The 23,927-nt window shown below is 29.2% G+C and carries 25 protein-coding genes; 17 read left to right on the top strand and 8 right to left on the bottom strand.

The features are described from left to right. From FYJ83_RS07450 to FYJ83_RS07465, 4 genes are all read right to left on the bottom strand, one after another. Window positions 1–580 (bottom strand): IS256 family transposase (locus tag FYJ83_RS07450; protein WP_195837946.1); only part of this gene is annotated, 580 nt, incomplete at its 3' end. Window positions 581–702: 122 nt separating this feature from the next. Further along, window positions 703–1,509: a DUF169 domain-containing protein gene (locus FYJ83_RS07455; protein WP_154439704.1), complete on the bottom strand. Its 807-nt coding sequence runs from the start codon at window positions 1,507–1,509 to the stop codon at window positions 703–705. 284 nt (window positions 1,510–1,793) lie between these two features. After that, window positions 1,794–2,183, bottom strand: coding sequence for an adenosylmethionine decarboxylase (gene speD, locus FYJ83_RS07460; protein ID WP_154439705.1), 390 nt, complete (start codon window positions 2,181–2,183; stop codon window positions 1,794–1,796). Between the two features lie 34 nt (window positions 2,184–2,217). Next, window positions 2,218–3,384 (bottom strand): bis-aminopropyl spermidine synthase family protein, encoded by a 1,167-nt coding sequence (locus FYJ83_RS07465; protein WP_154439706.1) that lies wholly within the window; start codon window positions 3,382–3,384, stop codon window positions 2,218–2,220. 713 nt (window positions 3,385–4,097) lie between these two features. Between FYJ83_RS07465 and FYJ83_RS07470 the strand changes: the two genes are divergently transcribed. After that, complete coding sequence (locus FYJ83_RS07470; protein ID WP_216585960.1) at window positions 4,098–4,259, top strand: SDR family oxidoreductase; 162 nt, start codon at window positions 4,098–4,100, stop codon at window positions 4,257–4,259. A 181-nt stretch (window positions 4,260–4,440) separates the two neighbouring features. Here the strand turns inward: FYJ83_RS07470 and pdxR are convergent, their stop codons facing one another. Further along, window positions 4,441–5,871 carry a MocR-like pyridoxine biosynthesis transcription factor PdxR gene (gene pdxR, locus FYJ83_RS07475; RefSeq protein WP_216585959.1) on the bottom strand — a complete coding sequence of 477 codons (1,431 nt, stop codon included), beginning with the start codon at window positions 5,869–5,871 and terminating at the stop codon, window positions 4,441–4,443. Window positions 5,872–6,040: 169 nt separating this feature from the next. Between pdxR and FYJ83_RS07480 the strand changes: the two genes are divergently transcribed. The 16 genes from FYJ83_RS07480 (at window position 6,041) to FYJ83_RS07555 (ending at window position 20,113) form a co-directional block, all read left to right on the top strand. Further along, window positions 6,041–6,514: a pyridoxamine 5'-phosphate oxidase family protein gene (locus FYJ83_RS07480; protein WP_154439707.1), complete on the top strand. Its 474-nt coding sequence runs from the start codon at window positions 6,041–6,043 to the stop codon at window positions 6,512–6,514. Between the two features lie 413 nt (window positions 6,515–6,927). After that, complete coding sequence (locus FYJ83_RS07485; protein ID WP_154439708.1) at window positions 6,928–7,617, top strand: response regulator transcription factor; 690 nt, start codon at window positions 6,928–6,930, stop codon at window positions 7,615–7,617. Continuing rightward, entirely contained in the window at window positions 7,618–8,586 is a 969-nt protein-coding gene (locus FYJ83_RS07490; RefSeq protein ID WP_154439709.1) for a sensor histidine kinase, read from the top strand. Window positions 8,587–8,720: 134 nt separating this feature from the next. Continuing rightward, window positions 8,721–9,473 (top strand): ABC transporter ATP-binding protein, encoded by a 753-nt coding sequence (locus FYJ83_RS07495; protein ID WP_154439710.1) that lies wholly within the window; start codon window positions 8,721–8,723, stop codon window positions 9,471–9,473. Next, entirely contained in the window at window positions 9,463–11,361 is a 1,899-nt protein-coding gene (locus FYJ83_RS07500) for an ABC transporter permease (protein WP_154439711.1), read from the top strand. Before FYJ83_RS07495 ends, FYJ83_RS07500 begins: the two co-directional genes overlap by 11 nt. 53 nt (window positions 11,362–11,414) lie before the next feature. Continuing rightward, a complete protein-coding gene (locus FYJ83_RS07505; protein ID WP_154439712.1) occupies window positions 11,415–12,140 on the top strand; it encodes a TraX family protein in 726 nt (241 codons plus the stop codon). Window positions 12,141–12,495: 355 nt separating this feature from the next. After that, the gene (locus tag FYJ83_RS07510; protein WP_154439713.1) at window positions 12,496–12,843 is read left to right on the top strand and encodes a DUF134 domain-containing protein; all 348 of its coding nucleotides are present in this window, start codon (window positions 12,496–12,498) and stop codon (window positions 12,841–12,843) included. 169 nt (window positions 12,844–13,012) lie between these two features. Continuing rightward, window positions 13,013–13,231, top strand: a complete 219-nt coding sequence (locus tag FYJ83_RS07515) for a hypothetical protein (protein ID WP_154439714.1) — start codon at window positions 13,013–13,015, stop codon at window positions 13,229–13,231. Between the two features lie 61 nt (window positions 13,232–13,292). Then, window positions 13,293–14,132 carry a P-loop NTPase gene (locus FYJ83_RS07520; RefSeq protein WP_154439715.1) on the top strand — a complete coding sequence of 280 codons (840 nt, stop codon included), beginning with the start codon at window positions 13,293–13,295 and terminating at the stop codon, window positions 14,130–14,132. Window positions 14,133–14,415: 283 nt separating this feature from the next. Further along, complete coding sequence (locus tag FYJ83_RS07525; protein WP_154439716.1) at window positions 14,416–14,892, top strand: flavodoxin; 477 nt, start codon at window positions 14,416–14,418, stop codon at window positions 14,890–14,892. Next, window positions 14,889–15,620, top strand: coding sequence for a class I SAM-dependent methyltransferase (locus FYJ83_RS07530; protein ID WP_154439717.1), 732 nt, complete (start codon window positions 14,889–14,891; stop codon window positions 15,618–15,620). Before FYJ83_RS07525 ends, FYJ83_RS07530 begins: the two co-directional genes overlap by 4 nt. A 156-nt stretch (window positions 15,621–15,776) precedes the next feature. Next, complete coding sequence (locus FYJ83_RS07535; protein WP_154439718.1) at window positions 15,777–16,655, top strand: AraC family transcriptional regulator; 879 nt, start codon at window positions 15,777–15,779, stop codon at window positions 16,653–16,655. 202 nt (window positions 16,656–16,857) lie between these two features. Continuing rightward, entirely contained in the window at window positions 16,858–17,619 is a 762-nt protein-coding gene (locus tag FYJ83_RS07540) for a hypothetical protein (protein ID WP_154439719.1), read from the top strand. Between the two features lie 76 nt (window positions 17,620–17,695). Further along, a complete protein-coding gene (locus FYJ83_RS07545; RefSeq protein WP_154439720.1) occupies window positions 17,696–18,550 on the top strand; it encodes a GNAT family N-acetyltransferase in 855 nt (284 codons plus the stop codon). Between the two features lie 136 nt (window positions 18,551–18,686). Further along, window positions 18,687–19,298, top strand: a complete 612-nt coding sequence (gene rbr, locus FYJ83_RS07550; RefSeq protein WP_154439721.1) for a rubrerythrin — start codon at window positions 18,687–18,689, stop codon at window positions 19,296–19,298. A gap of 380 nt (window positions 19,299–19,678) precedes the next feature. Then, window positions 19,679–20,113: a GNAT family N-acetyltransferase gene (locus FYJ83_RS07555; RefSeq protein WP_154439722.1), complete on the top strand. Its 435-nt coding sequence runs from the start codon at window positions 19,679–19,681 to the stop codon at window positions 20,111–20,113. A gap of 153 nt (window positions 20,114–20,266) precedes the next feature. Here FYJ83_RS07555 and FYJ83_RS07560 read toward each other — a convergent pair whose 3' ends face one another. From FYJ83_RS07560 to FYJ83_RS07570, 3 genes are read right to left on the bottom strand one after another with little or no spacing between them, the layout of a single operon-like run. Next, entirely contained in the window at window positions 20,267–20,737 is a 471-nt protein-coding gene (locus tag FYJ83_RS07560; RefSeq protein ID WP_154439723.1) for a (2Fe-2S)-binding protein, read from the bottom strand. Then, window positions 20,738–21,574, bottom strand: a complete 837-nt coding sequence (locus tag FYJ83_RS07565) for an FAD binding domain-containing protein (RefSeq protein WP_154439724.1) — start codon at window positions 21,572–21,574, stop codon at window positions 20,738–20,740. Next, a complete protein-coding gene (locus tag FYJ83_RS07570) occupies window positions 21,561–23,906 on the bottom strand; it encodes a xanthine dehydrogenase family protein molybdopterin-binding subunit (protein ID WP_154439725.1) in 2,346 nt (781 codons plus the stop codon). Before FYJ83_RS07570 ends, FYJ83_RS07565 begins: the two co-directional genes overlap by 14 nt. Between the last annotated feature and the right edge of the window lie 21 nt (window positions 23,907–23,927).

The raw sequence follows: 23,927 nt of genomic DNA on the forward strand, positions 1-23,927 counted from the left end.
AATTAACACATAAAACTACATAAGCTGCTTTGCTTTTTATCTGTCCATCTTCTCTTACTTTATAATGTATTGCATCCATAAATACAAATGGATATATTGGATTTAGGGGTCTATTCTGCCATTCTTTTATATGTGGAATTATTCCATCAGTCATTTTGCTTACCATTTCGGCTGATATTTCTATTCCATATATATCTTTTATCTGTTCGTGTATATCTCTAGTTGACATACCCCTTCCATAAAGAGCTATTACCTTTTCTTCAATACCAGAAATATCTCTTTTATTTTTAGGTATTACAATTGGCTCAAACTCACCATTTCTATCCCTTGGTACTTCTAGTGGAATTTCACCAAATTGAGTTTTTACAGTCTTTTGGGTATAGCCATTTCGCCTATTATCTGTTTGTTTATTCTTTTTATCTCCTTTAGAGTACCCTAATTCTGCCTCAAGTTCTGCCTCTAACATCTCTTGAAGTACATCTTTAAACATATCCTTTAGATATGAATGAAGATCTCCTGGTGTTGTTAAATTTCCATCACTAATCATATTTCTTAAAACTTCTTTTGGTAATGTTGACATAAAAAATTCTCCTTTCTGGTTCAAATCATATTTTGATTCTTGCCAGAAAAGAGAATTTCATTTCGTAAAAGCACAGATTATTTTACACTACCTCTTAGTATTAAGTATTTTATTTGATAAACCTATTTATTAATTTCAATTTTTCCGCCAGTATAAGATCCATCATCATAATTCTCATTAAATTTGATACCACTAGTATCTAATCCACGTTCTTCTAATCTTTTTTCAATACCTTCCTTCTTTTTATCTCTTTCAAAAGGATTAGCTGTTTCTTTAACGCCTTCTACAATTTCATACCACTTTTCAAAAGGAATACCAATGCCTATTTCGTCAGCTTGCCAATCTGCAACTAGGCGAGTTCCTGGACATAATAAAGTGATATTAATGTCTTTAGTGTTATAAGGATAGGTTGTTAAATCTTGACAAACTGCTTGTAGCCCAACAGTTCTTAAGTTAGACGTGTAACCGTTAAAATAGCCATGTCCTTGTATCATTCTCATAACATTATAGGGACTGCTCACCACAACTACAACATCTGGATTCTCTTTATAATTTTCAAGAGGCATAACTGCTATGCCCGCAGGCTCTTCTTTTAAGAACAACATTTCATCACTGATGCTTTTTGATGTTTCCACATCATGATAAATATTTTTACTAAACCTTGCTTTTCCACTTGCCATTGGCTCAGGCACTTCTTTCATTTTTAAAGCCATTGCTCCATTAGGACATCCTTGATTTTCTTTAGTAAGTTTCATAGAGTTACCTTTACTTGCAAGCTGTACGGAATTGCAATAGGTTACTTTACGATCTCTTTGAGGAACTTCAAAATTATCAAATTCATCTTTATCAAAGAAAAACTTAATTCCTACTGGTTTTCGATCTAAATCTAAATATGATTCGATTAGATCTACACTATGTTTAATATTCATCTTTTTTCCTCCATATTAAATTAATTAGCTATTCCAATTAATTTTGATTATATCATCATGGTCTAAAAAAGAATAATAAAAAATCTTTATATAAAATAATTTAATATTGATAAAATTAATTAATGAAATCCGGGTGTGATGCTTGTTATATAACTTAATAATTATGATATTACCTTTTGTTTCAAAAGTAAAATTAACCCTTGAAAACAACCTAAACAAATAAATTTTGTAGATAGATTCTCCAGCATATCTTAAGAGGATGATAAAGATGTTATATAAGATATTTATAAAAGATTTTTGTTATCTTCTAAAATCCGATCTACTATTCCTCTAGAGATCTCTGTTAAATCAGCTCTTTTTGCTTTTAACTTTCCTTCTAAAAACTTAAAAGCAACCCAAGGCTTTATTGTATTCCCACAAGTAAACAAATCTACGGCTGCATATTTATATTCAGGCCAAGTATGAATAGTTAGGTGTGATTCTTCAATAACCACAACCCCACTAACTCCCCAAGGACTAAATGTGTGAAATACACTTTCCACAATTGTAGCTTGAGCTATTTTAGCGGCTTCTATCATATGTTTCTCTATTAGTGATGTATTTTTTAATACTTCGCTATCACAATCATAGTATTCAATTAAAAGATGGTTTCCTAATTGTTTTTGTTTAATCATAACTTCTCCTTTTCTATGGTTATTTTATATTTAACTAATTCATATTTTTTCTCTGGATTAACTCAAATACTTGGCTATTACATTTATAACAACCTTTTGATTTTAATGTTTCTATATTATTAAACTTTTCAGAACATCCCACCTTTATAATTTCATCACATTGTTTACATCTATAGGAACGTACTGTTTCCTTCAGTTCCCCAGTATATAAAACTCCTTTATAATAGGTTTTTATTAAGGATTTAGTTATATTAGTAGTCTTAAGAACAATCATTTGTCCTGTGTTCCCAATTATACTAGCCCCTTCATAGGTATTAAACCTAGCCATTACCTCTGAAACTATAAGTCCCATACTAAAGAAACACTTTTGCATAGTTAATTGAAAATCTGGAGACTTGTGAGCATAAGAAAAATAAATAGTAAGCCCACTATGGTCTTTTAAGGCTTCTATCCCTCTTGAAAGAAACAAATTCATTCCTTCAAGAGTATAAGGTGGATCTGTAAAAAAACAATCAAATTGATTTCTAAAATTATCCGCTAATGGAGTCCTAAAATCTACATATTCACACTTAATTGGGAGGGATTCTCTTATAGATATATCATTTATATAGTCTATAATTCTTTTATCAATATCCATTACAGTAATTTTAGTAGTATGATGAATATTATTAAAAAGTTTTTTTAGGAGAAAACCTAAAGCTATACTTACTAGGTCATCATCTCCCAAACACAAAATTTTTTTTCCTACCAGGTTATGATTTTTAAGAGACAATATTGCCCTTTTTAAAGATGTATCTATACTGGACTTTGACTGATCTATAGTGACATCTGCCTGAGGACGATTGTCAAAGAGCTCCTGTAGTTCATCTCTTATTTCCATAATTTCTTTGTGTTCCTTCCAAGGTTCTATTAATAGTTTCATATATAAATCAATATTTATTTTTTTGAACCCTAATTGTTCCTCTATAAAATGTCTACCCTTTATTGTAAGTCTTGTTCCACGGTCTTGAATAACCAATTCTTTTTTAATAAATTCTTTTTTTATAGCTGCAACTATAGGAACAGGTAAGAGACTATCTCTTGCTAATTCTTTAGTAGAAATCCCTTCTTTAAAGTATATTGTTATTAATATGTTCTCTATAGCTTTCTTACCTTCTTCAATATTTATATTCTTGTTTACTTCATCTATATAATTAAGCATTGTTTGTTGTCCTCCATATTTATCATTTTAAATTTCATTACATAGCTTATAAAAAACAAAATATTGTTTATATTTATGCCAATATTGAAAGTAAAAAGAAACATGAACAAAAAACAAAAAAGGTTATAGTAACACGAAGTCACTATAACCTTTTACCATTTACATTATATGTCAAATACTACCTTATATTGAATTCCAATAAGTAATATGCTAAAAGTCATATTAAAATATTTAAACTACAAAAAATATAACATTATATAAGGTATGTAAAAATTCATATTTGATATAAAATAATTCTAATAAACACTAATTATTCTAATATATTGTATGGTTTAATGATATCCATGTTTCTAACTTATCCTAAAAAAGTTATAAACAAATAAACCTAGACAATATAGGTTTAAATACTTTTTAGGATACAACTATTTAGTTGGTTTAGTTAAAAACAAATTCGGACATCAAATTCTCTCCCTTATATTCCTCTAATATTTAGTCCTTTACAAGCTGATTATAGCATATAAAAATATTTTCTTCAAATATAAAAACGCATATTTTAATTAAAAATGCTTTTGGCCAAGAAATAACATTATAGAAGAGGATTTAATAAAGAACGCCAATAATTCTCAAAAAGTGGAATGTTAATTGGGAGTGCAAACTATATAAAATATAATAATAGGACCATAAGTTAATATGGTTCTGCTACTAAAGCTACCATAGTTGGTTTTACACGTGCATTAGCAAATAATTTAGTAAGTAAAGGCATTAGGGTAAATGCAGTTGCACCTGGCCGTATATGGACTCCATTAATTCCGTCAAGTTTCTCTGCCGATGTAGTCACACAAGCTGGTAATCCAATGAATCTGAAACACCAGTAATAGAAATTAAATTCTCCTCTATATCTAGCAAAATTTACATAGTTATATTTAACTTGTAATAAGATTAAAACCTTTTAATATTTTTAATAGAAAAATCTTCTCCTACAACACCAGAATTAACATATCCATCTGGAACAGTAGTTCTATAAATGATTTATTTATGAGATACAATTTATATCATTCAACTAAACCATACCTTTTTCAAGATAGTAATAGCTTCAATGATCTCTTCTTCACTTAACATGCTAAATCCCATAAGTATCATATTGTTTGAGTAATTTTCTTTTATATACCAAAATGGTGAGATTGGATAAATTTTTATTTTATGTGCTTTTGCTTTTTCAATCAACCAATCTTGATTCTCTCCATTAATAAATTCTAAAACTATGTGTAAACCTGCATTATTACCATGTATTATAACCTTATTGCCCATTAAATTAGTGAGTGTTTGTATTAAGGTATCATGTTTCTTTTTATAAGAAAGTCGTGCTTTTCTTAAGTGTCTTTCCCAGTGTCCACCAGACATATATAGACTTAGTATTTTTTGTTGCAACCATGGAACTGTTGGATAATATCCATTAAATAATTCATTGTATTTAGGTAATAGCCATTTAGGTAAAATCATATAACTCATGCGAAGTCCTGGTGATAATGCCTTTGAAAAGGTACCTAAATAAATGACTCTTTCATTGTTATCGATTGATTGGAGAGAAGGAATAGGTCTAGAGTGATATCTAAATTCACTGTCATAGTCATCTTCTATAATAACACCATCATTCTGAGTTGCCCAATGAAGTAGATGTATTCTATTTTGAATAGGCATAATAACACCAGTGGGAAACTGATGGGAAGGTGTAATATATACAAGTTTTGCTGAAGTGTTTTTTAATTCTAACATGTCTATTCCATGGGCTTTTACAGGAATAGGATTAACTTCAAAATTATTGTTTTCAAATACAATTCTAGCACCATCATATCCAGGCTCTTCAAATGCAATTTTAGGGCTATGTTTAGAAAAAATCTTGCATATTAAATCTAGTGAATGCTGATTTCCTGAACAAATAATTATTTGTTCAGCAGTACAAGAGACTGCCCTAAAGACTTTAAGGTAATTCATAATTTCCATTCGTAAATCTAACTCACCTTGTTTATGATTATAAAAGTTGATTTTTTTAGAATCAATTGATGAAAGAGCCTTAGCAGTCAAACGTCGCCATAGTGAATATGGAAATATTGAATCATCAAAAATTCCATATTGAAAATTATATTTATATAATAAAGGATCATCATTAAATGAAGATGATTCATTATTATCTTTTTCTATATTTTCATGTAATTCATCCAGGACTTGATTTGGATAAAATGGAAATTCTTCATTTATATTTTTTACAATAAAGCCTGATCCAGGAATACTTTCAATATATCCCTCAAGTGAAAGTTGGGAATATGAATTCTCTATGGTATTTCTAGAAACATATAATTCCTTTGCTAATATTCTTGTAGAAGTAAGTCTATCTCCTTCAACCAGGATTCCCTTAATAATATCTTCCTTAATCTGTTCATAGATTTGTTGATAAATCGGTATTTCAGATTTCTCATCAATATAAATTATAAAATCACCTCACAATATATTTGAAAACTGTATCCATCATTTAGTATCAAACTGGCACTTTAAACATATCCAGTATATGATACAATTTTACTATAAGGTTTATGATTAGTAAATGGGTGTTTTATTTACAGATTAACAATGAATAGAGTTAAAAAATAGGGGGAATTTTATGCAATTTAGAATGAAAAATCATCAGTTAACAAAAGAGCAAGTAAATGACTTATTGGAAAGATCACTGGACTGTGTCCTTGTGACTCAAAATAGTGATGGATTTCCATATGCTGTCCCAATGAATTTTGTATACTATAATGATAAAATTTACATGCATGGATTGCCAAAGGGAAAGAAAACCGACAATATTAAGCTAAATTCTAAAGTATGTGTTGAGGTTCATGAAATGTTAGGATTATTATGTGAAGATATTGATGTAGCCTGTGATGTAAATGTTAAGTATAATAGTGTTATTATATTAGGACATGCAAGGCTTCTTACGGATATCAATATAAAAAGAGAAATATTAAATAGAGTAGTAAATAAATATACTCCTCAATTTTCTGGGGAAGTTCTGCCTAAGAATATGGTAAAGGGAACAGGGGTTATTGAGGTGGAAATCAAAGAATGTACAGGTAAATATTATAAATAAAGGACTTACTAAAAAAGACTATGATGGATTATCAATTTATCATAGTCTTTTGTATTCTAAATGAAAAGTATTGTACTTTATAATTAAAAACTAAATATAGAAACCAAATATGATAATCAGCATTGTACAAATGGAATGATAGCTTGATTTGTTAGTTTAGAGTTTATATAATGTATATGAATTCTTTATCGTACACATTACTTTTAAAAAGAAAAATTATCGAATTAGATATATGTTCTTTATAAATGAAGTTAATAATAATACAGATAAGTAGCATAATTAAATTAAGAGTCAGTTTTACTCTGAAAAATTTAGTGATTTTAGAAAGAAACATACTGATCAAGTAAGTTATATAGTAAATTACATAGGTTATAGTTTTATATGGAATTTATTATAAATCTAGGAGGAATATTATGTATAAAATTATGATTATAGAAGACGATATTTCTATAGCTGAGAGTTTAAAAATTTATATTGAAAAATATAATTACGAAGTATTTATAATAAAACAGTTTGAAAATATAATAGATGAGTTTAATAAATATGAACCTGATTTAATCCTTTTAGATGTAAATTTACCTGTATATGATGGTTTTTTCTGGTGTAGAGAAATTAGGAATATATCCAATCTACCTATAATATTTATATCTGCTAGAACGGGAGATTTAGAGCAAGTATATGCAATGGATAATGGTGCTGATGACTATATTATTAAACCATTTTCATTAGACATAGTTATAGCAAAAATAAATGCAAACATTAGAAGGGCTTATGGAGATTATAGTCATATGAATAAGGAGAGAATCTTAAGCCTAAAGGATGTAACTCTACATTGTGAATCCCTAACATTGAAGAATATCAATGAAGAAGTAAGATTAACTAAAAAGGAAGTTGAACTATTATCTTTATTTATAGAAAATTATCCTAAAGTTATTTCTAGGGAAGAATTACTAAGGGCTTTATGGGATGATGAAATGTTCGTAGAAGAAAATACTCTAAATGTAAACATTACAAGGATTAGAAAAAGATTGACAGAGGTAGATGCAAGATTCTTTATTGAGTCTGTAAGAGGGATAGGGTATAGGCTTGTGGAGGTTCAGTAAATGAAATTATTTATAAAACATCATATTTCCTTTATAATTTTATTTATATCGGTGTTTATATGCTTAGGGGTTATCATTGAGGTTTTAGGAGGAATTGAAAACAATTTTAAATACTTTGTTTTTTTAAGTTTTTTTCAGCTATTTATTTTTTTATTTATTAAATATTTTAGAAATTATAGAATTTATAATATTTTATGTAATAAACCTAAGGAACTTGAAGATATGTTATTAAACAATCCGAAATCAAGCTTAGAAGAAGAATTTTCACTAAATCAAAGAGAATATTTTAAAATATTTAATAACAAAGTATTAGAGCTAGAAAGTATTCAAAAAGAATATAAAACATTTATAGATCAGAGCATTCATCAAATGAAAACACCTTTATCTGTAATCAGCATGATTTCCCAAAACAATGGAGAAAATGAAGATTTCAAAAAGGTCTTAATTCAAGTAAATAGCTTAAATTATTATCTATCTCAGACTTTAAATTTTTTAAGACTAAGTGACATTGAAAAAGATATGCAAATTGAAAAGATAAATTTAAGAACTGTAGTGGTAGAAGTTATTAATGGATTAAAGGATTTTTTTATTTTGAATTCAATCTATCCTTCTGTAAATATTAATGAAAATATATTTGTTTTTACAGATAAAAAGCAAATTAAAAATGTTATTTATCAAATTACAACCAATGGAATAAAGTATAGTAAGAAAAATAGCAAATTAATATTTGATATTGAAATTAATACTAAATATACTATTTTAAATATAACAAATGAAGGAATAGGAATACCCTCTAGTGATATAGACAGGATATTTGATATTTTTTATACAGGAGAAAATGGAAGGATATATGGAGAATCTAGTGGTGTAGGACTTTATATAACAAAGAAAATTTTAGACTTATTATCGCATAATATTACAGTAAAATCTGTTCTAAATGGAAAAACTACATTTAGTATTTACTTTTAAAAATCATGATTATTCATGGTTTTTTGTTTTATTACAAATATGTAATGAGGTTGTAATTTATTTGAATAGTAAGATCTCAAAAGATAAACTATAATTGATTTATAGTTTAGGACAACAAGAAGGAGGAAAAACATATGGTTTTACAAGTTAAAAATCTTTCTAAAATTTATCTAGGAAAGATTAATTATACAGCATTAGAAAGAATCGAATTTAACTTAAAGAAAGGTGAATTTGTAGGAGTCATGGGCCCTTCTGGTAGTGGTAAAACTACCTTATTAAATTGTGTTTCAACTATAGATGAACCTTCAACTGGTGAAGTTTTAGTAAATGGAAAAAATCCACATAAACTAGGAGAAGAAGAGTTATCTAAATTTCGCAGGAGTGAACTAGGTTTTGTTTTTCAAGATTTTAATTTAGTAAATACTTTGACAGTAAAAGAAAACATAATCTTACCATTAGTACTAGATAATATAGGTTTAGAGATTATAGAAGAAAGACTTAATAAGATTAGTAAACTTTTAGGAATCAAAGAAATATTAAATAAAAGAACCTTTGAAATCTCAGGAGGACAAGCTCAGAGAATTGCCATAGCAAGGGCATTAATCCATAATCCATCTTTATTATTAGCTGATGAACCTACTGGTAATTTAGACACTAAAGCCGCAAAAGATGTTATGAAAATATTCACTGCTATTAATGAAGAATTGAATACATCTATTTTAATGGTTACTCATGATCCTTATATAGCAAGTTTTTGCAATCGAGTTATTTTTATAAAAGATGGAAATTTATATAATGAAATTCATAAAGGAGATAATAAATCTATATTTTATAAGAAAATAATAGACATGTTGAGTTTCTTAGGGGGAAATATAGATGACATTTAAAAGATTAGCTTTTAATAATGTATGGAGAGATAAATGGACATATTTAGCATATTTTTTAAGTAGTATATTTTCGGTACTATTGTTTTTCTTATTTTCAGTTTCCATGTTTCACCCAGATTTAGATAAGATTCAATCTGGTTCATCTTTATCTATGGCTATGGGAGCAGGGAATATATTAATCTATTTGTTTTCTTTTTTCTTTATCTCCTATTCTATAGGTTCTTTTTTAAAAAATAAGCAAAAGATATTAGGGGTTTTCATATTAAACGGTGCAAGCAAAAAACAAATAAATAAAATGATATTTATAGAGAATATGTTAGTTGGTGTCGTTGCAATTATTGTAGCAATTATTTTAGGTTTAGCCCTTACCCCCCTTGCTCTTATGGTTTCTAGTTATACCCTAGGAATAGAGGGTTTCAATATGTATCTTCCAATAAAAGCTATTATATTAACATCTGGACTGTTTTTGGGATTATTTTTCTTAATATCTATTATATCACCTAGATTCGTAAGAAAAGAAAAAGTTTTAAACTTATTAAGATCAGATAAGAAAGATGAAAAGGACATAAAGATATCGCCATTTTTTATGACACTAGGTATTATATCAATCTTTGCTTTAATAATTTTAATTATTCTTAAAAAAATAGAATTAATTTTAAGTAGTACCATAGGAATATTTGGTATCTTTTTACTTGGATTAGTGAGCCTATACTTTTTAATAATAGTGATTAGTAAGCTAGTATTAGAATTAATTATTAAAAGTAAACACTATTATAAGAAGACTAATATGCTTTTAATAGCTGAGTTTAAATCTAAATTTAGAACTAATATAAATATGATATTCATGGTAACAATTTTATTAATTGTTGCTTTCTCCGTAACTACGCTTTTATATGGAATGAGAAAGGATGTAGAGGTTAAAACCTTAGAAAGCTATCCATTCAATTATATATATATTGTTAATGAAAATACGGTAAATATAAGAGAAAAATTAAAAGCTTTAGAAAATACATTATCTACAAAAGATGGATATGTAAAATCAAAATTTGATATTTTGTCTTTAAAAGATATAGCTTATACAAATATAGGTATTATTTCTGAGAGGGAATATAATAAGGCAGCCCAAAAATTGAACTTAAAACAAATGGATTTAAACAGCAATGAAATATTCATAGTACCAGGAAAGAAGATGAGGAATTTTAATCTAAATGATAATAGTAGTTTAAAAATCTTAGAAGGAAAATCAATTGATGATTTAAAGATTATAGGACAAGGTGAACGACTGATTACACCTGAGGGTTATTTTACAAATCTTTTAGTAATAGAGGATGAATTTTATAATAGTCTAGATAAAAGAGAATTTAGTATAAATGAAGTAAATGTTTTTAATGTCCATAATTGGAAGGAGGATTTAGCTACAGCTAATAGTTTAAGACAGATAGTAACAGATAATGGAGAAAATCTTGTAGGTTTCTTTAGTGCTGGTAGCCTTTATGAAACAGAAAAGATGACAAAAAATCTGATGTTATATATTGGTAGTGCATTAAGTATAATATTTATATTAGCTGTTGCTAGTATCATATATTTCCGATTAATCACAGAAAAGGAAAGCGAAGCTATAAAATATAAGAATTTAATGAAGACTGGATTGTCAAAAAAAGAATTTTCAACAATAATTTATAAAAATATAGGGTTACTAATGTATATACCTTTTATAATAGCTACAATATTTTTATTTATACAAAAATGGATTCTGGCCTCAAAGCTGAATTTAAATTATTCTAAAGCAACCGTTGGAGGTTTTATAATATTTTTGGTAATTCAAACTATAGGATATCTTATGACGGTAGAAAACTATAAGAAGTCTATATTACATTTAATTAAGTAAAGATATTATCATATTAACAGCGTTTGAAAATCAAGTTTAATAGGAGGAAGAAATTGAAAAGATTAAATGCGTTTCAATTAAAAAGCTTTGCACTTATGGTAATGTTAATGGATCATCTGTACTTTGCATTTAGTGATATTTTTCCTTTATGGTTTCATCCATTTTCAAGATTTGTAGCTCCATTATTTGGTTACTTTCTGGTAGAAGGATTATTTCATACTAAAAATAAGCTTAAATATAATATCAGATTATTTGGTTGGGCCATATTTATGGAAGTAGGAAATTTTGTAATAAATAAAGTTCTAGGTTCTAAAGATATTAATATTAATCTTAATATTTTTATGACTCTAGCATTGGGATTTACAATAATTAATATATTTGAACTTAGTAAGAACAGTAAGGGAAATATAAAACTAGGATTGAGGATTTTAGCCATTGCCTTGATACCATTAGGTTTGTTTACAGAGGGTGGTATATCCTTGATACCATTTGTATTAATAACTTATTTTTTTAGGGGGAATATGAAAAGGACAGTCATAGGATATTGGATATTGTCTGTGTTATTATTCTCAATATCTTATGTTCAACTTGATACTTTAGAAATGACAATAAGGATGTTAATGTTTAATTCTGATTTCTTACTTATATTTGTTGTTCCATTTATAATGTTATATAATGGGGAAAGGGGATCAAATAATAAGTTTAACAAGTATTTATTCTATGTGTTTTATCCACTACATTTATGGTTATTAGCAATAATTGAGTTTGCATTAAAATAAAAAAAGGTTTCTATTGACAAATGTCTGAAGATACAGTGGAAAACAAGTATTTTGCCAGACAGGGTTAGATAGAATGGCAAGTTATTTGATTGGCTGTTGAGTTTAAATCAGAGTTGAAATATATATAAAAATGTAAAGAAAAATGACTGCTAGTTAGAGGAACGCCATTCCTTCATTAGTAGTCATTTTTATAATATCCTTTGTAAATTGAAAGTTAAAAATAAATAGTTATTGACATATGTCATAAACCGAGTATAATAAAAATTGAAAATACATATGTTAGAAACTATAAAAGGATTATAGATAACTTGAGGATACTCCAGTTAATTTCAATTATAAATGAGGTGATAAAATTATGCCAAGACCAATGAAATGGAGAAAAGTATGCTACCTACCAGAAAGTAATAAATTTGGTCCTCTTGATTCACTTGCAGATACAAGAAATTATGTGAATATGACAGTTGACCAGTACGAAACAATAAGGCTTATTGATTTGGAAGGCTTTACACAAGAAGAGTGTGCCAAGCAGATGAATATTGCACGGACTACAGTTCAGGGCATCTATGTGGAAGCCAGAAAAAAGTTGGCTGAATCATTGGTAAATGGAAAGGTACTGTTGATTGAAGGAGGCGAATATCGGCTTTGTGATGGATTAGGAAATGGATGTATCCGAGATTGTCGTAGACTGAGACGTAGCAGATGATTTACACACCTTGTTTGGTGCTTATAATCTCAACATGGTATCAGTTTTAGTATGACTTAACAGTATGAATATGATTTTAATAGTAAGTAGTTAAACGTTCTATATGGATTATTACTGATGTGGAAAAAATTCCAAGAATAGAAGCGAAATGTAGAGCTGAGACAGTAATATGTATAAAGAATTCGATATTAATATGGAAAATACAGAAAAGATAAAAAAACTATATAAAAAACGACAATTAGTTTTTATTGGTAAAGTCCCCTTTGAATTGAACGTAGTAAAAGTGATTAATAACGGGAAGACTACTGTAGATATATACTGTGAATTATCCACGGCAGTGAAAGTTACTAATGTAGCAAAACAATCAATTGGAAGCATTTATAGTTAATAACATTAACTATTTGGCAGTAGATAATGAAATAATAATATAAAATAAAGGAGATAAAATTATGAGCGAAAATTGTAACCAGAGCTGTAGCAGTTGCTCTGAGGACTGTGCAGAAAGAAAAGAACAAAAAGTTGATTTTTTCGAAAAACCCCACGAGATGAGCAGTATTAAAAAGGTCATTGGTATTGTTAGTGGCAAAGGAGGAGTTGGTAAATCACTTGTTACCTCTATGCTTGCAGTTACTATGAACAGAATGGGTTATCATACTGCAATTCTTGATGCAGATATTACTGGACCTTCTATTCCTAAAGCATTTGGTATCATAGAGAAAGCCAAAGGTAGTGAATTCGGGTTATTTCCTGTTAAAACCAAGACTGGTATTGACATTATGTCTATTAATTTAATTTTAGAAAACGATACGGACCCAGTCCTATGGAGAGGGCCTATTATTGCTGGCACAGTAAAGCAATTTTGGACTGATGTTATCTGGAGTGATATAGATTTCATGTTTATAGATATGCCTCCAGGTACTGGAGATGTCCCTCTTACTGTATTTCAGTCCATTGCTGTTGATGGGATTATTGTCGTAACCTCTCCACAAGAGCTGGTATCTATGATAGTATCAAAAGCCGTTAAGATGGCAGAAATGATGAATATCCCCATTATTGGTTTAGTAGAAAACATGTCTTATTTCAAATGTCCTGATAATGGTAAAGACTATCAGATTTTTGGAGATAGTCATATTGAAGAAATAGCAGATAAACATAATCTGAAGGTTCTTGCAAAATTACCCATTGATTCAAAAGTTTCAGCTGCATGTGATAGGGGTATGATAGAATTTTTTGAGGGTAATTGGCTTGAATCAATTGCTCAGAAATTAGAAAGAATGGAAGAGAAATAAATGATTATAGACTTAACTTTCTAAATTATATGGGTATAAACGTAATGTTCTTAGGTAGGACAGGTAGTGCAACCATAAGGAAAAATGAAAAATTACAGCATACATCTAAACCGCTCTTATAGGGCGGTTTAGTTTTACTGATTTAACTAAAATAAGCATTGCTATTACTATGAAGGAATATCTATGATTATTTTTTTAAAAGACTTGACAGTTATGCTATATTACAGCTTATAATGGAGAAAAATAAACATAAAATATATAGTAGGATTTCGGAGGTACTTTTATGAGTAAAATATTAGTTGTATACTACTCTTATTCAGATACAACAAAGAGTTTAGCAGAAGATATAGCTATCATTACAGATGGAGATATTAGAGAAATAATTCCAGAAAATCCTTATTCATTTACTTACAATGGTGCTACAAAAGAAGTAAGAAATGAAATTGAAAGAGGATATTGCCCTAAGCTGATTTCTGGAAATGAATCAATAGATGATTATGAATATATTTTTGTAGGAACTCCTAATTGGTTCAAATCTTTTGCACCACCAATACTTAGCTTTTTGCGTAGCGTTGACTTATATGGAAAGAAAGTTATCCCCTTTTGTACCCATGGTGGAGGTGGATTTGGTCAGATAGAAGTCAACATATCAAAAGAATGTCCTAATTCAAAGATATTATCGGGATTTCAAGCAACAAGTGATTTTGATGACAAGAAAGTGAAAGATTGGATTGATAAAATCATGGAGGAAATTATATGAATAACATTTATGATGATAAACAATTCTTTGAACAATATAGTAAAATGTCACGAAGCCAACAGGGCTTATCTGGAGCAGGTGAGTGGTATCAGTTTAAACTTTTGTTTCCAGATTTAAAGGATAAAAGTGTACTGGATTTGGGATGTGGCTATGGATGGCATTGTAAATATGCTGTGGAATGTGGTGCTAATCAAGTATTGGGAATAGATTTAAGTGAAAAAATGATACATGAAGCAAAAGAAAAAAATGGTGATTTGAAAATTACATATCAAGTCTGTGGGCTAGATGATTATCATTATCCTAATGATTCATATGACTGTGTGATTTCTAATTTGGTGCTTCATTATATTGAAGACGTTGAAATAATTTTCAAAAATGTATATAGGACGTTAAAATCCAATGGAGTTTTTCTTCTTAACATTGAACATCCTGTTTTTACAGCAGGTGTAAAACAAGATTGGATTTATAATTCTGATGGAAGTCCAAAATATTGGCCTGTAGACGATTACTTCTATTCTGGAGAGCGAGAGACTAATTTTCTTGGGCAGAATGTTAAAAAACAGCATCACACATTGACTCAGATATTGATGGGATTAATAAATGCTGGATTTCAGCTAGAAGTAGTGGAAGAAGCCATGCCAAGTAATGACATGATGGATATTTCGGGTATGTTAGATGAAATGCGTCGTCCAATGATGTTAATGATTAAGTCTATTAAACAAGGATAGTGATAAACTCTATATAGTAAAACCATCTGTTAACATATAATTAAACTTTTAATTTATAGGAATATGTTTTTTATATAAACAGTCAATAGTTGCACCAGAATTGTCGGGTACTTACTTCTTAGTTTTGCTATGATAAGTTTAATGGAGGTCATAGGTATGAATATAATATTACAAATGAATAAGGCAATGACATATATTGAAGAAAATCTTATGGGAGAGATAGATTTTGAGGAAATGTCTAGAATAGCTTGCTGTTCAGAATATCATTTTCGACGTATGTTTTCATTTCTTGCAGGAATGTCCTTAGGTGAGTATATTCGTCGCAGGAAATTATCACTAGCTGCAGTTTTGCTAAATAACCAAGATAATAAAATTATTGATGTGGCATTACAGCTTGGTTATAACTCTCCTGATGCTTTTACTAAAGCTTTTCAAGCAATGCATGGTATAGCACCATCTAATGTAAAAAAAGGAAACACTACTTTAAAAGCATTTCCTCCTATGACTTTCCAATTAACTATTAAAGGAGGCAATGAGATGGACTATCGAATTGTAGAAAAAGACCCATTCAAAATTGTAGGACTTAAAAAGAGGATAACCTTAATATTTGAAGGAGTAAATCATCAGATGGATTCTCTAGTAGAAAGTTTAACTGATGAAAGGATTAAATATTTAAAAAGTCTTTGTAATATTGAACCTAGTGGTATATTAAGTGTATCAGCAAATTTTTCTGAAAGATCAGTTGAAGGTAGTGAACTTGACCAGTATATAGGAATTGCAACTACAAAACAAGTATCTGGTCATTGGGAAGTATTAGAGGTAGATGCCACTAGTTGGGCAGTCTTTTCTGTTGTTGGCGAGTTTCCTAAAGCATTGCAGGATACATGGGCACGTATTTATGGGGAGTGGTTTCCTACTTCTGGTTATGAACTGACTGGTGGTCCTGAGATCCTTTGGAATGAAAGTTCGGATACTAGCAAACATGACTATAAAAGTGAAATATGGATTCCAGTGAGAAAATCTAATCTAATATAATTATCAATAATATGATCATCTATTTTTAAAATGCACCTCAAAAGCTAGAAAATGATTTTAACTTTTGAAGGTGCATTTTATGGTTATTTAATGAGTGAAAGTATGATATTATAAAGTAAAGATCATTTAACTGAGAGATAAATGGAAATTTAAAAGGAATTAAATATGAAATATTATAATACATCACAAGGGGGCTGTTACAATGAAGCTGGTATATAAAGACCCAGGATATAAATATTCTGCAGAATCGATTTCGGAATTTATAAAACAGGATGGATATTGGAGTGAACCAATATTTCATTTTTTCCCAGAATTGTTGAAGTTCAAAGACTCATTTAATAAAAATGACAATAATAAGGATATTATGGAAGAAATTTTGGGAACAGTTATTGAATTGTACCAATGTAGGGAAAAGGAAATACAAAGTAAGGTTGTTTCATATCAAGAAAGTTGGAATCATTATGAAAAATTAATTAATGATCGTTTTTCTTCCATATTTGAATTTGATACTGGGGAGGTTTTTAACAATCTAGTATGTAATATAACATTAAATCCCATAAGCCCTAGACACTTAAAGGAATGTATTTTTGATGTATTTTATATGAATAGTGATAAGGGGTCAATAGGGTCTGCTTTGCATGAGATTGTTCATTATCTATGGTTTTACTTATGGAATCGTAAGTACAAGGATACATATGAGCAATATGAATCTCCAAGTTTAATTTGGGTTTTAAGTGAGGCTGTAGTAGAACAGATTCTAAATGATAAGGAATTTAATAGAATTAATCCTTATTATGAAAGTGGAAATGCTTATCCCTATTTTTATAAAATGTCTATTAAAGGTAGGCTATTGTATGATTATCTAGATGACATATATAAAAATAATTCTATAGATAAATTTATGGATAAGAGTTATCAATTTATGCTAGAGAATGAAGAAGAAATAAGAAGTCAAATGGCATAGGGATATTTATAGAGTTTAATATGATTTATTAAGGAGATGAGTTAAAATTAGTATAATAGAGATTCCAAGAATTGTTTTGAAAAACAACTTTGATGAGGCTGAATATCATGATATAAAGAAATTGGAGAAGATTTGCATTGAACATGATAAAATTTCATTTAAGCTAGAGCTGGATTATAAGTTGAGAAACGTTAAACAGAGTAATATAGGAATAATTAGTATTAATGAATTTATGTACTATAATAGTAATGAACTCATAGGATATATAGGAATAAGTGAGTTTGAGCAAGGGGTTCTAGAAATAAGCGGATTAGTTCATCCAGAGTATAGAAATAGAGGAATTTTTACTCAATTGCATAATTTAGTTGAAGCCGAGCTTAAAAAAAGAAATAATCATAAAATACTTGTGCTTTGTGATAATAATTCATCTTTGGGAATTAATTTTATAAAGAAAGTCAGTAAAGAATACCATCATTCTGAATATGATATGATTCTAAATAAGGATTTGTTTCCAAAGTCATTAGAGCATAGTCTTAATATTAGAAATGCATCAAAAAATGATGCTGGAGAAATAGCTATTATGACGAAAGATTTTTTTGACATAGAAATAAAAGAAGATATGGTTATTACAGAGAGCATAGAAAATGGCAGTCTTTTTATTGCGGAATTAAACAATATAGGAATAGGAAGTGTTAGAATAGAATTAATTGATGGAGTAGGAGGTATATATGGCTTAGGAGTGCTTTCACAATATAGAGGAAAAGGATATGGAAAAGAATTGCTTATGTGGTCTGTTGAAAGGTTAATAAAAATGGGTGCTGAAAAAGTCATTCTTCAAGTGGATACTGATAATGATAATGCCCTTAATTTATATAAATCATGTGGATTTGAAGTAGACCATGCTATAAGCTATTATATTATTAAGAGATAGTATAGTGAGATCGTGATATTTATAAATAATAAAGCTTATTTTAAGGTACGAAAGCAATGACTTTCGTACCTTTTTTCTTAATAAACAATGAAAAATTTGGAATACTAATGGTAAATAAAATTAGGAGGAATAAAAAATGATTACATTGAAAGACAGTATTACAAAAGAAAATCTTTTAAAAGCCTTTGCAGGAGAATGTCAAGCTTGGAGACGTTATGAACTTGCCGCTACTCAAGCAAGAATGCAAAATCTAGAAGTTCTATATTGGCTTTTTCATTATACTGCTAATCAAGAAAAAGAACATGCTGAAGTATTCTATAATCACTTAAAGGAGTTCAATGGACAGGAAATTTCCATAACTGCTGATTATCCAATTGATAATTCAAATAATATTCTAGAACTTTTACAACTTGCTGCGAAGCATGAAGCAGCCGAACATGACACAATTTACAAATCCTTCGGTGATAAGGCTAAAGAAGAAGGATTCCCAGATATAGCAGCATCTTTTCATATGATAGCCAAAATTGAAAAAGTACACAGTCAGCGTTTTGAAAGGTATGCAGAACTAGTGCAAAACAATAAACTATTTGAAAATGAAACACCTATTGAATATATCTGTTTGAGCTGTGGACATATTCATAATGCTACTGGAGCACCACAGATTTGTCCAGTTTGTAAACATAATCAAGGTTTCTTTGTTCGATTAGAAGACTCACCATTTGGAAAAGAAAAGATTTTAACTCTATAGTTTAAAAGTTAAATTGAATAATTACATAACTAACCATATGAATTCTAGAATTCATATGGTTAGTTATGTAATAACAAAAAAGCAAAATAAAGAGAAGAAATAAATAATTTTTAGTATGATTAAACAGGTCAATGAGTTTTTAACAAATTATCTAAAAAATGTTCTTTAAAGTTGAAGTGTTAGTTAATAATTGACTGTAGATCCAGTTTTTGTTATTATGAAAATACTGGTTAATATTACGAAAGGAGGTAATTTTATGATAGCCAAAATTATAGAAAAAAATTATGAGGTGATTGTTTTATAAATTATATTCTTTTCAATTAACCATGTGAACTGAGTATAGTTTTATAAGATCTATTACCTAAAGGGAGATAGTATGTATGTTAAAACTAATAGATATTGACTCAGAAAATTTTTGGGAAATTACAAAGCTTAAGGTAACAAAAGAACAAGAGGAATTTGTAGCATCTAATACTTTTTCAATTGCTCAGTCTAAAGTACAGCCAGAATGTATTCCCCTTGCTATATATAAAGATAAAACTCCTATAGGATTTCTTATGTATTGTATGGACAGCATTGATAATGAATACTGGATATATAGAGTTATGATAGATATCAAATATCAATCAAAGGGATATGGGCGACAGGCAATGGAATTACTTGTAAATAGAATTAAAGAAGATAAGGAACATCATATCATTTATATTAGTTTTGAACCTGAAAACCAATGGGCAAAATCAATGTATGAAAGCATGGGATTTACACCAGATGGTAGAATTGTTGAAGGCGAGATTGTTTATAAGTTAGAATATTAGTTGTAATATAAATTAGGCTTACTTTAAAGAGTAAGCCTAATTGTACTTAAAGACATATCTATAAATATAAGCATTAGAGAATTGGGAATAGAGCATTGGATTGTTTCAATATCAATATAGAAAAAATACTAGATGAAAACTCATCTAGTATTTTTAAATATCCTTAACTAAAATAGATTTTACAGCATCTTCAATTTCTTCATATCCCGTACATCTACATAGATTTGATTGAAGCCAGTCTTGTATTTCTGCATCATCTGCATTGGGCCGAATCTTAGATAGGGAATGACATACCATTAAAAATCCTGATGTACAATAACCACATTGAAATCCAAAGTTTTCAACAAAGGCTTTTTGGATTGGAGCATTTTTTAGTCCTTCCACTGTTAATACTTTCTTTCCAATGGCTTCCACAGTAAGCATAAGGCAAGATTTTATAGGCCAATCGTCGACTAAAACTGTACAGGCACCACAGTCTCCATTTTCACATCCTGGCTTTGCACCTGTTAATCCAAGTTCATTTCTCAAGGTATATAATAATGTATGGGAAGGCTTTACCATTACATCTCTATCTTCACCATTGATATTTAGAGTTATTATAGTAGGATTTAATATTTCAAACATTTAGCCGACCTCCTGAAATTTATCAAAAGCTCTAGATAAAATGTCCCCTAACATAAACTTTCTATATTCTGAAGACCCTCCAATATCATGCAATATTTTATCAGTAATACTTTCAATCACTTTTTTTATTTTTTCTTTTTTAGATAGGGAGGAATCGTTTAATATTTCCTCAATTTTTAAAGATCTAAAAGGATATTCACATAAGCCACTAAAACTTATTAAAGTTCTATTTTTATCTTTAATTGCTGCCATTGTAATTAAAGGATAATCTATTTTTTCATGTTTTGTTCTTTTTACATGAAGGTATGGAAGACTAAGGAATCTTTCATCTACTATTACTTGAATTAATATTTCATCATCTTCTATACCTATCTTTTTATCACATATATCAGATATAGGAACTACTCTCTTTCCCTTACTACCTTGAAGTACAATATCACAATTGGACAAAAGAAGGGCTAAGATAGATTCTCTATATATAATTGTACCCATTAAATTGCCTCCTAGTGTAATCTTATCCTGTATAGTATGGTCTGCAATTCTTCTAACTATATATCCTAAAAGTGGGAAATAATTTGCTTCTGAAATGTCTGTAAGAGTTATGGCTGAGCCCATTATAAGTTTATTGTTTTTAATTTCATGGACATTACATTCTGGAATTCCTTTTATATCAATTACTGCTTCAGTATATCTATTATTCATTCTTGCCATGGATATAAATTCTGTTCCACCACCGTAATAAATAGGCTTTTTACCATTGGAATTAAGTTTATTATATAGTTTTACAGCATCTTCAACTGTATCTGGTTTATAATACTCAAAATCAAAAGCTATCATATTTACCTCCAGTTTTAGTTTTCCATATTACTTCATTAGAAATTGGTAATGTATCAAATTCAGTTCCCACTGCTAGGGACATGGCATTGGCAAAAGCAGCAGGTATTCCAATAGTACCATGTTCAGCAATTCCTCTAGCACCATAGGGTGCATCAATCTGTGGGGTTTCTATGAAGTCTACTATATATTCAGGATTTTCCCCAAATCTTAGAAGTTTATATGTTCTTAAAGATGAATTTTGAAGTATTGCTTCTTTATCATATATAAGATCTTCTCTAGTGGCTAAACCTAGTCCCATACTCATACCACCCATTACTACTCCTCGTGCTGCCTTAGGGTTAATTACTTTACCAGCATCTATTACTGTAGCAGCCTTTAAAAGTCTATAGGAATAATTTTCTGGATTATATTCTATTTCTACAGCCTGTGCAGCTACAGTCCAAGAATTAGCAGATTTTCCTTTACCAGTTTCTTTATCCAATGGAGTTAGACCACTTGTAATATAACTTCCTTTAGCAATTATTTGTCCATATATAGATTTGCCACTGGAATATTGGTATCCATTGACTAAATCCTTAAAACTTATAAAAATATCAGGTCTATGAACTACATATATTTTTTGATTAGCAATTTCTAAATCATCTTGAGAACATTTAAGAGCTATACCACCTATTTCCTTTAATTGATTGATTAAGTCTTTTGCTGCATTTAAAACTGCATTTCCTACCATAAAAGTTGTCATACTAGCCACAGTTTTCCAATGTTTTGGAGTAATTTGAGTATTTACATCCATAAAAACATGAATATTTTCAACATCCATTTTCATTCTTTCGGCTAATATTTGAGCTATTGTGGTTTTCATTCCAGGACCAATTTCCGATGCACCAAAATTTAAGTTTATACTTCCATCATCATTTAATGTAAGTACAACACCAGAACTGGCATTAGTAGGTGAGTTGGAAGTTTTCCAAAGAGAGGCAATTCCTTTAGTGATAATAGTTCCTTTATCAGTTTTTATTATGTTGCCTTCATTCCAATTCATAACTTGTTTTAGTTTAAGAAGGCAAGCTGTTATATTTCCAGTATTGCTAAGTGTAATTATATCCTGTGTTGGAGACTTATTCCCCTCAGCTATTGCATTTTTAATTCTTATATCAAATGGATCCATATTTAATTTTGATGCTAGTTTATCTAATAGTCTTTCTATACCAAAAGTACATACTCCATGACCAAATCCTCTAAGGGAAGTAACATAGCCATGATTTGTATATACACTAATGGAGTCACAGTGAATATTTTCTATATTATATGGACCACTGCAATCAATGGCAATGGATTTAGCCATACGAGGACCTGTATCTGCATATGCTCCACAATCAATATAGTAAGTACATTCTAAGGCTTTTATTATACCATCCTTTGTTGCACCTATTTTTAATTTGCCTTCGGCAGCTATTTTAGATGGTGATATAGTTATATCATCTTCTCTTGTATTTGTTATTCTAACCATTCTACCATCTACAGCAGAAGAAGCCAAATATGCAAGATATTCTAAATGAATTGCAGCCTTTCCTCCAAAAGCTCCGCCAACTAAAGGAGTATGGACAATTATATTACCTTCAGGAATCTTATAGATTTTATTTAATTCTTCTTTAACTGCAAAAGGTGATTGAGATGATGTATATATATTTACTATACCGCTTGGTGTAATTTCAGCCATGGTATTTCTAGTTTCCATTGCTAAATGGTCAGATTTGGGAAGATATAAGGTTGACTCAACTATTACATCACTTTCACTCCAACCTAAATCCATATTTCCTTTTCTTATTTTTACATGGTCTGCTATATTTGTATGTGCCACAGGATATACAGTATAATCAGGACAATAATAATAACCTAGATTTTCATGTATAAGAGTAGCATTAGGTTTCAATGCCTCAGTAACTGATGCAACTACTGGTAGTGGTGTATATTCTACTTCAATAAGATTGACTCCTGCCATTGCTTCTTCTTCACTATTTGCAATAACTACTGCTACTGGTTCTCCAAAGTATCTAACCTTGTCTTTGGCAATAGGAGGTCTATCATTAATAATACTTCCTGTTAAGGCAGGATAATAATCTCCAGTTATTACAGCTTGAACACCTTTAGAATTCAATGCTTTTTCTATATTAATAGATTTAATTAATCCATGTGCAATAGTACTTGTAAGAATTTTTGCTTGTAATGTATTAGGTCGTATATCATCAGAATTATATTTAGCATTACCTGTTACTTTATCCCAAGCTTCTTTTCTAATGGTTGTAACACCAATTTGAGAAATATTTTCCATAAAACACCTCCAAGAATCTCA

This window comes from Tissierella pigra (assembly GCF_009695605.1).
In the GTDB taxonomy this organism is placed as follows: Bacteria; Bacillota; Clostridia; order Tissierellales; family Tissierellaceae; genus Tissierella; species Tissierella pigra.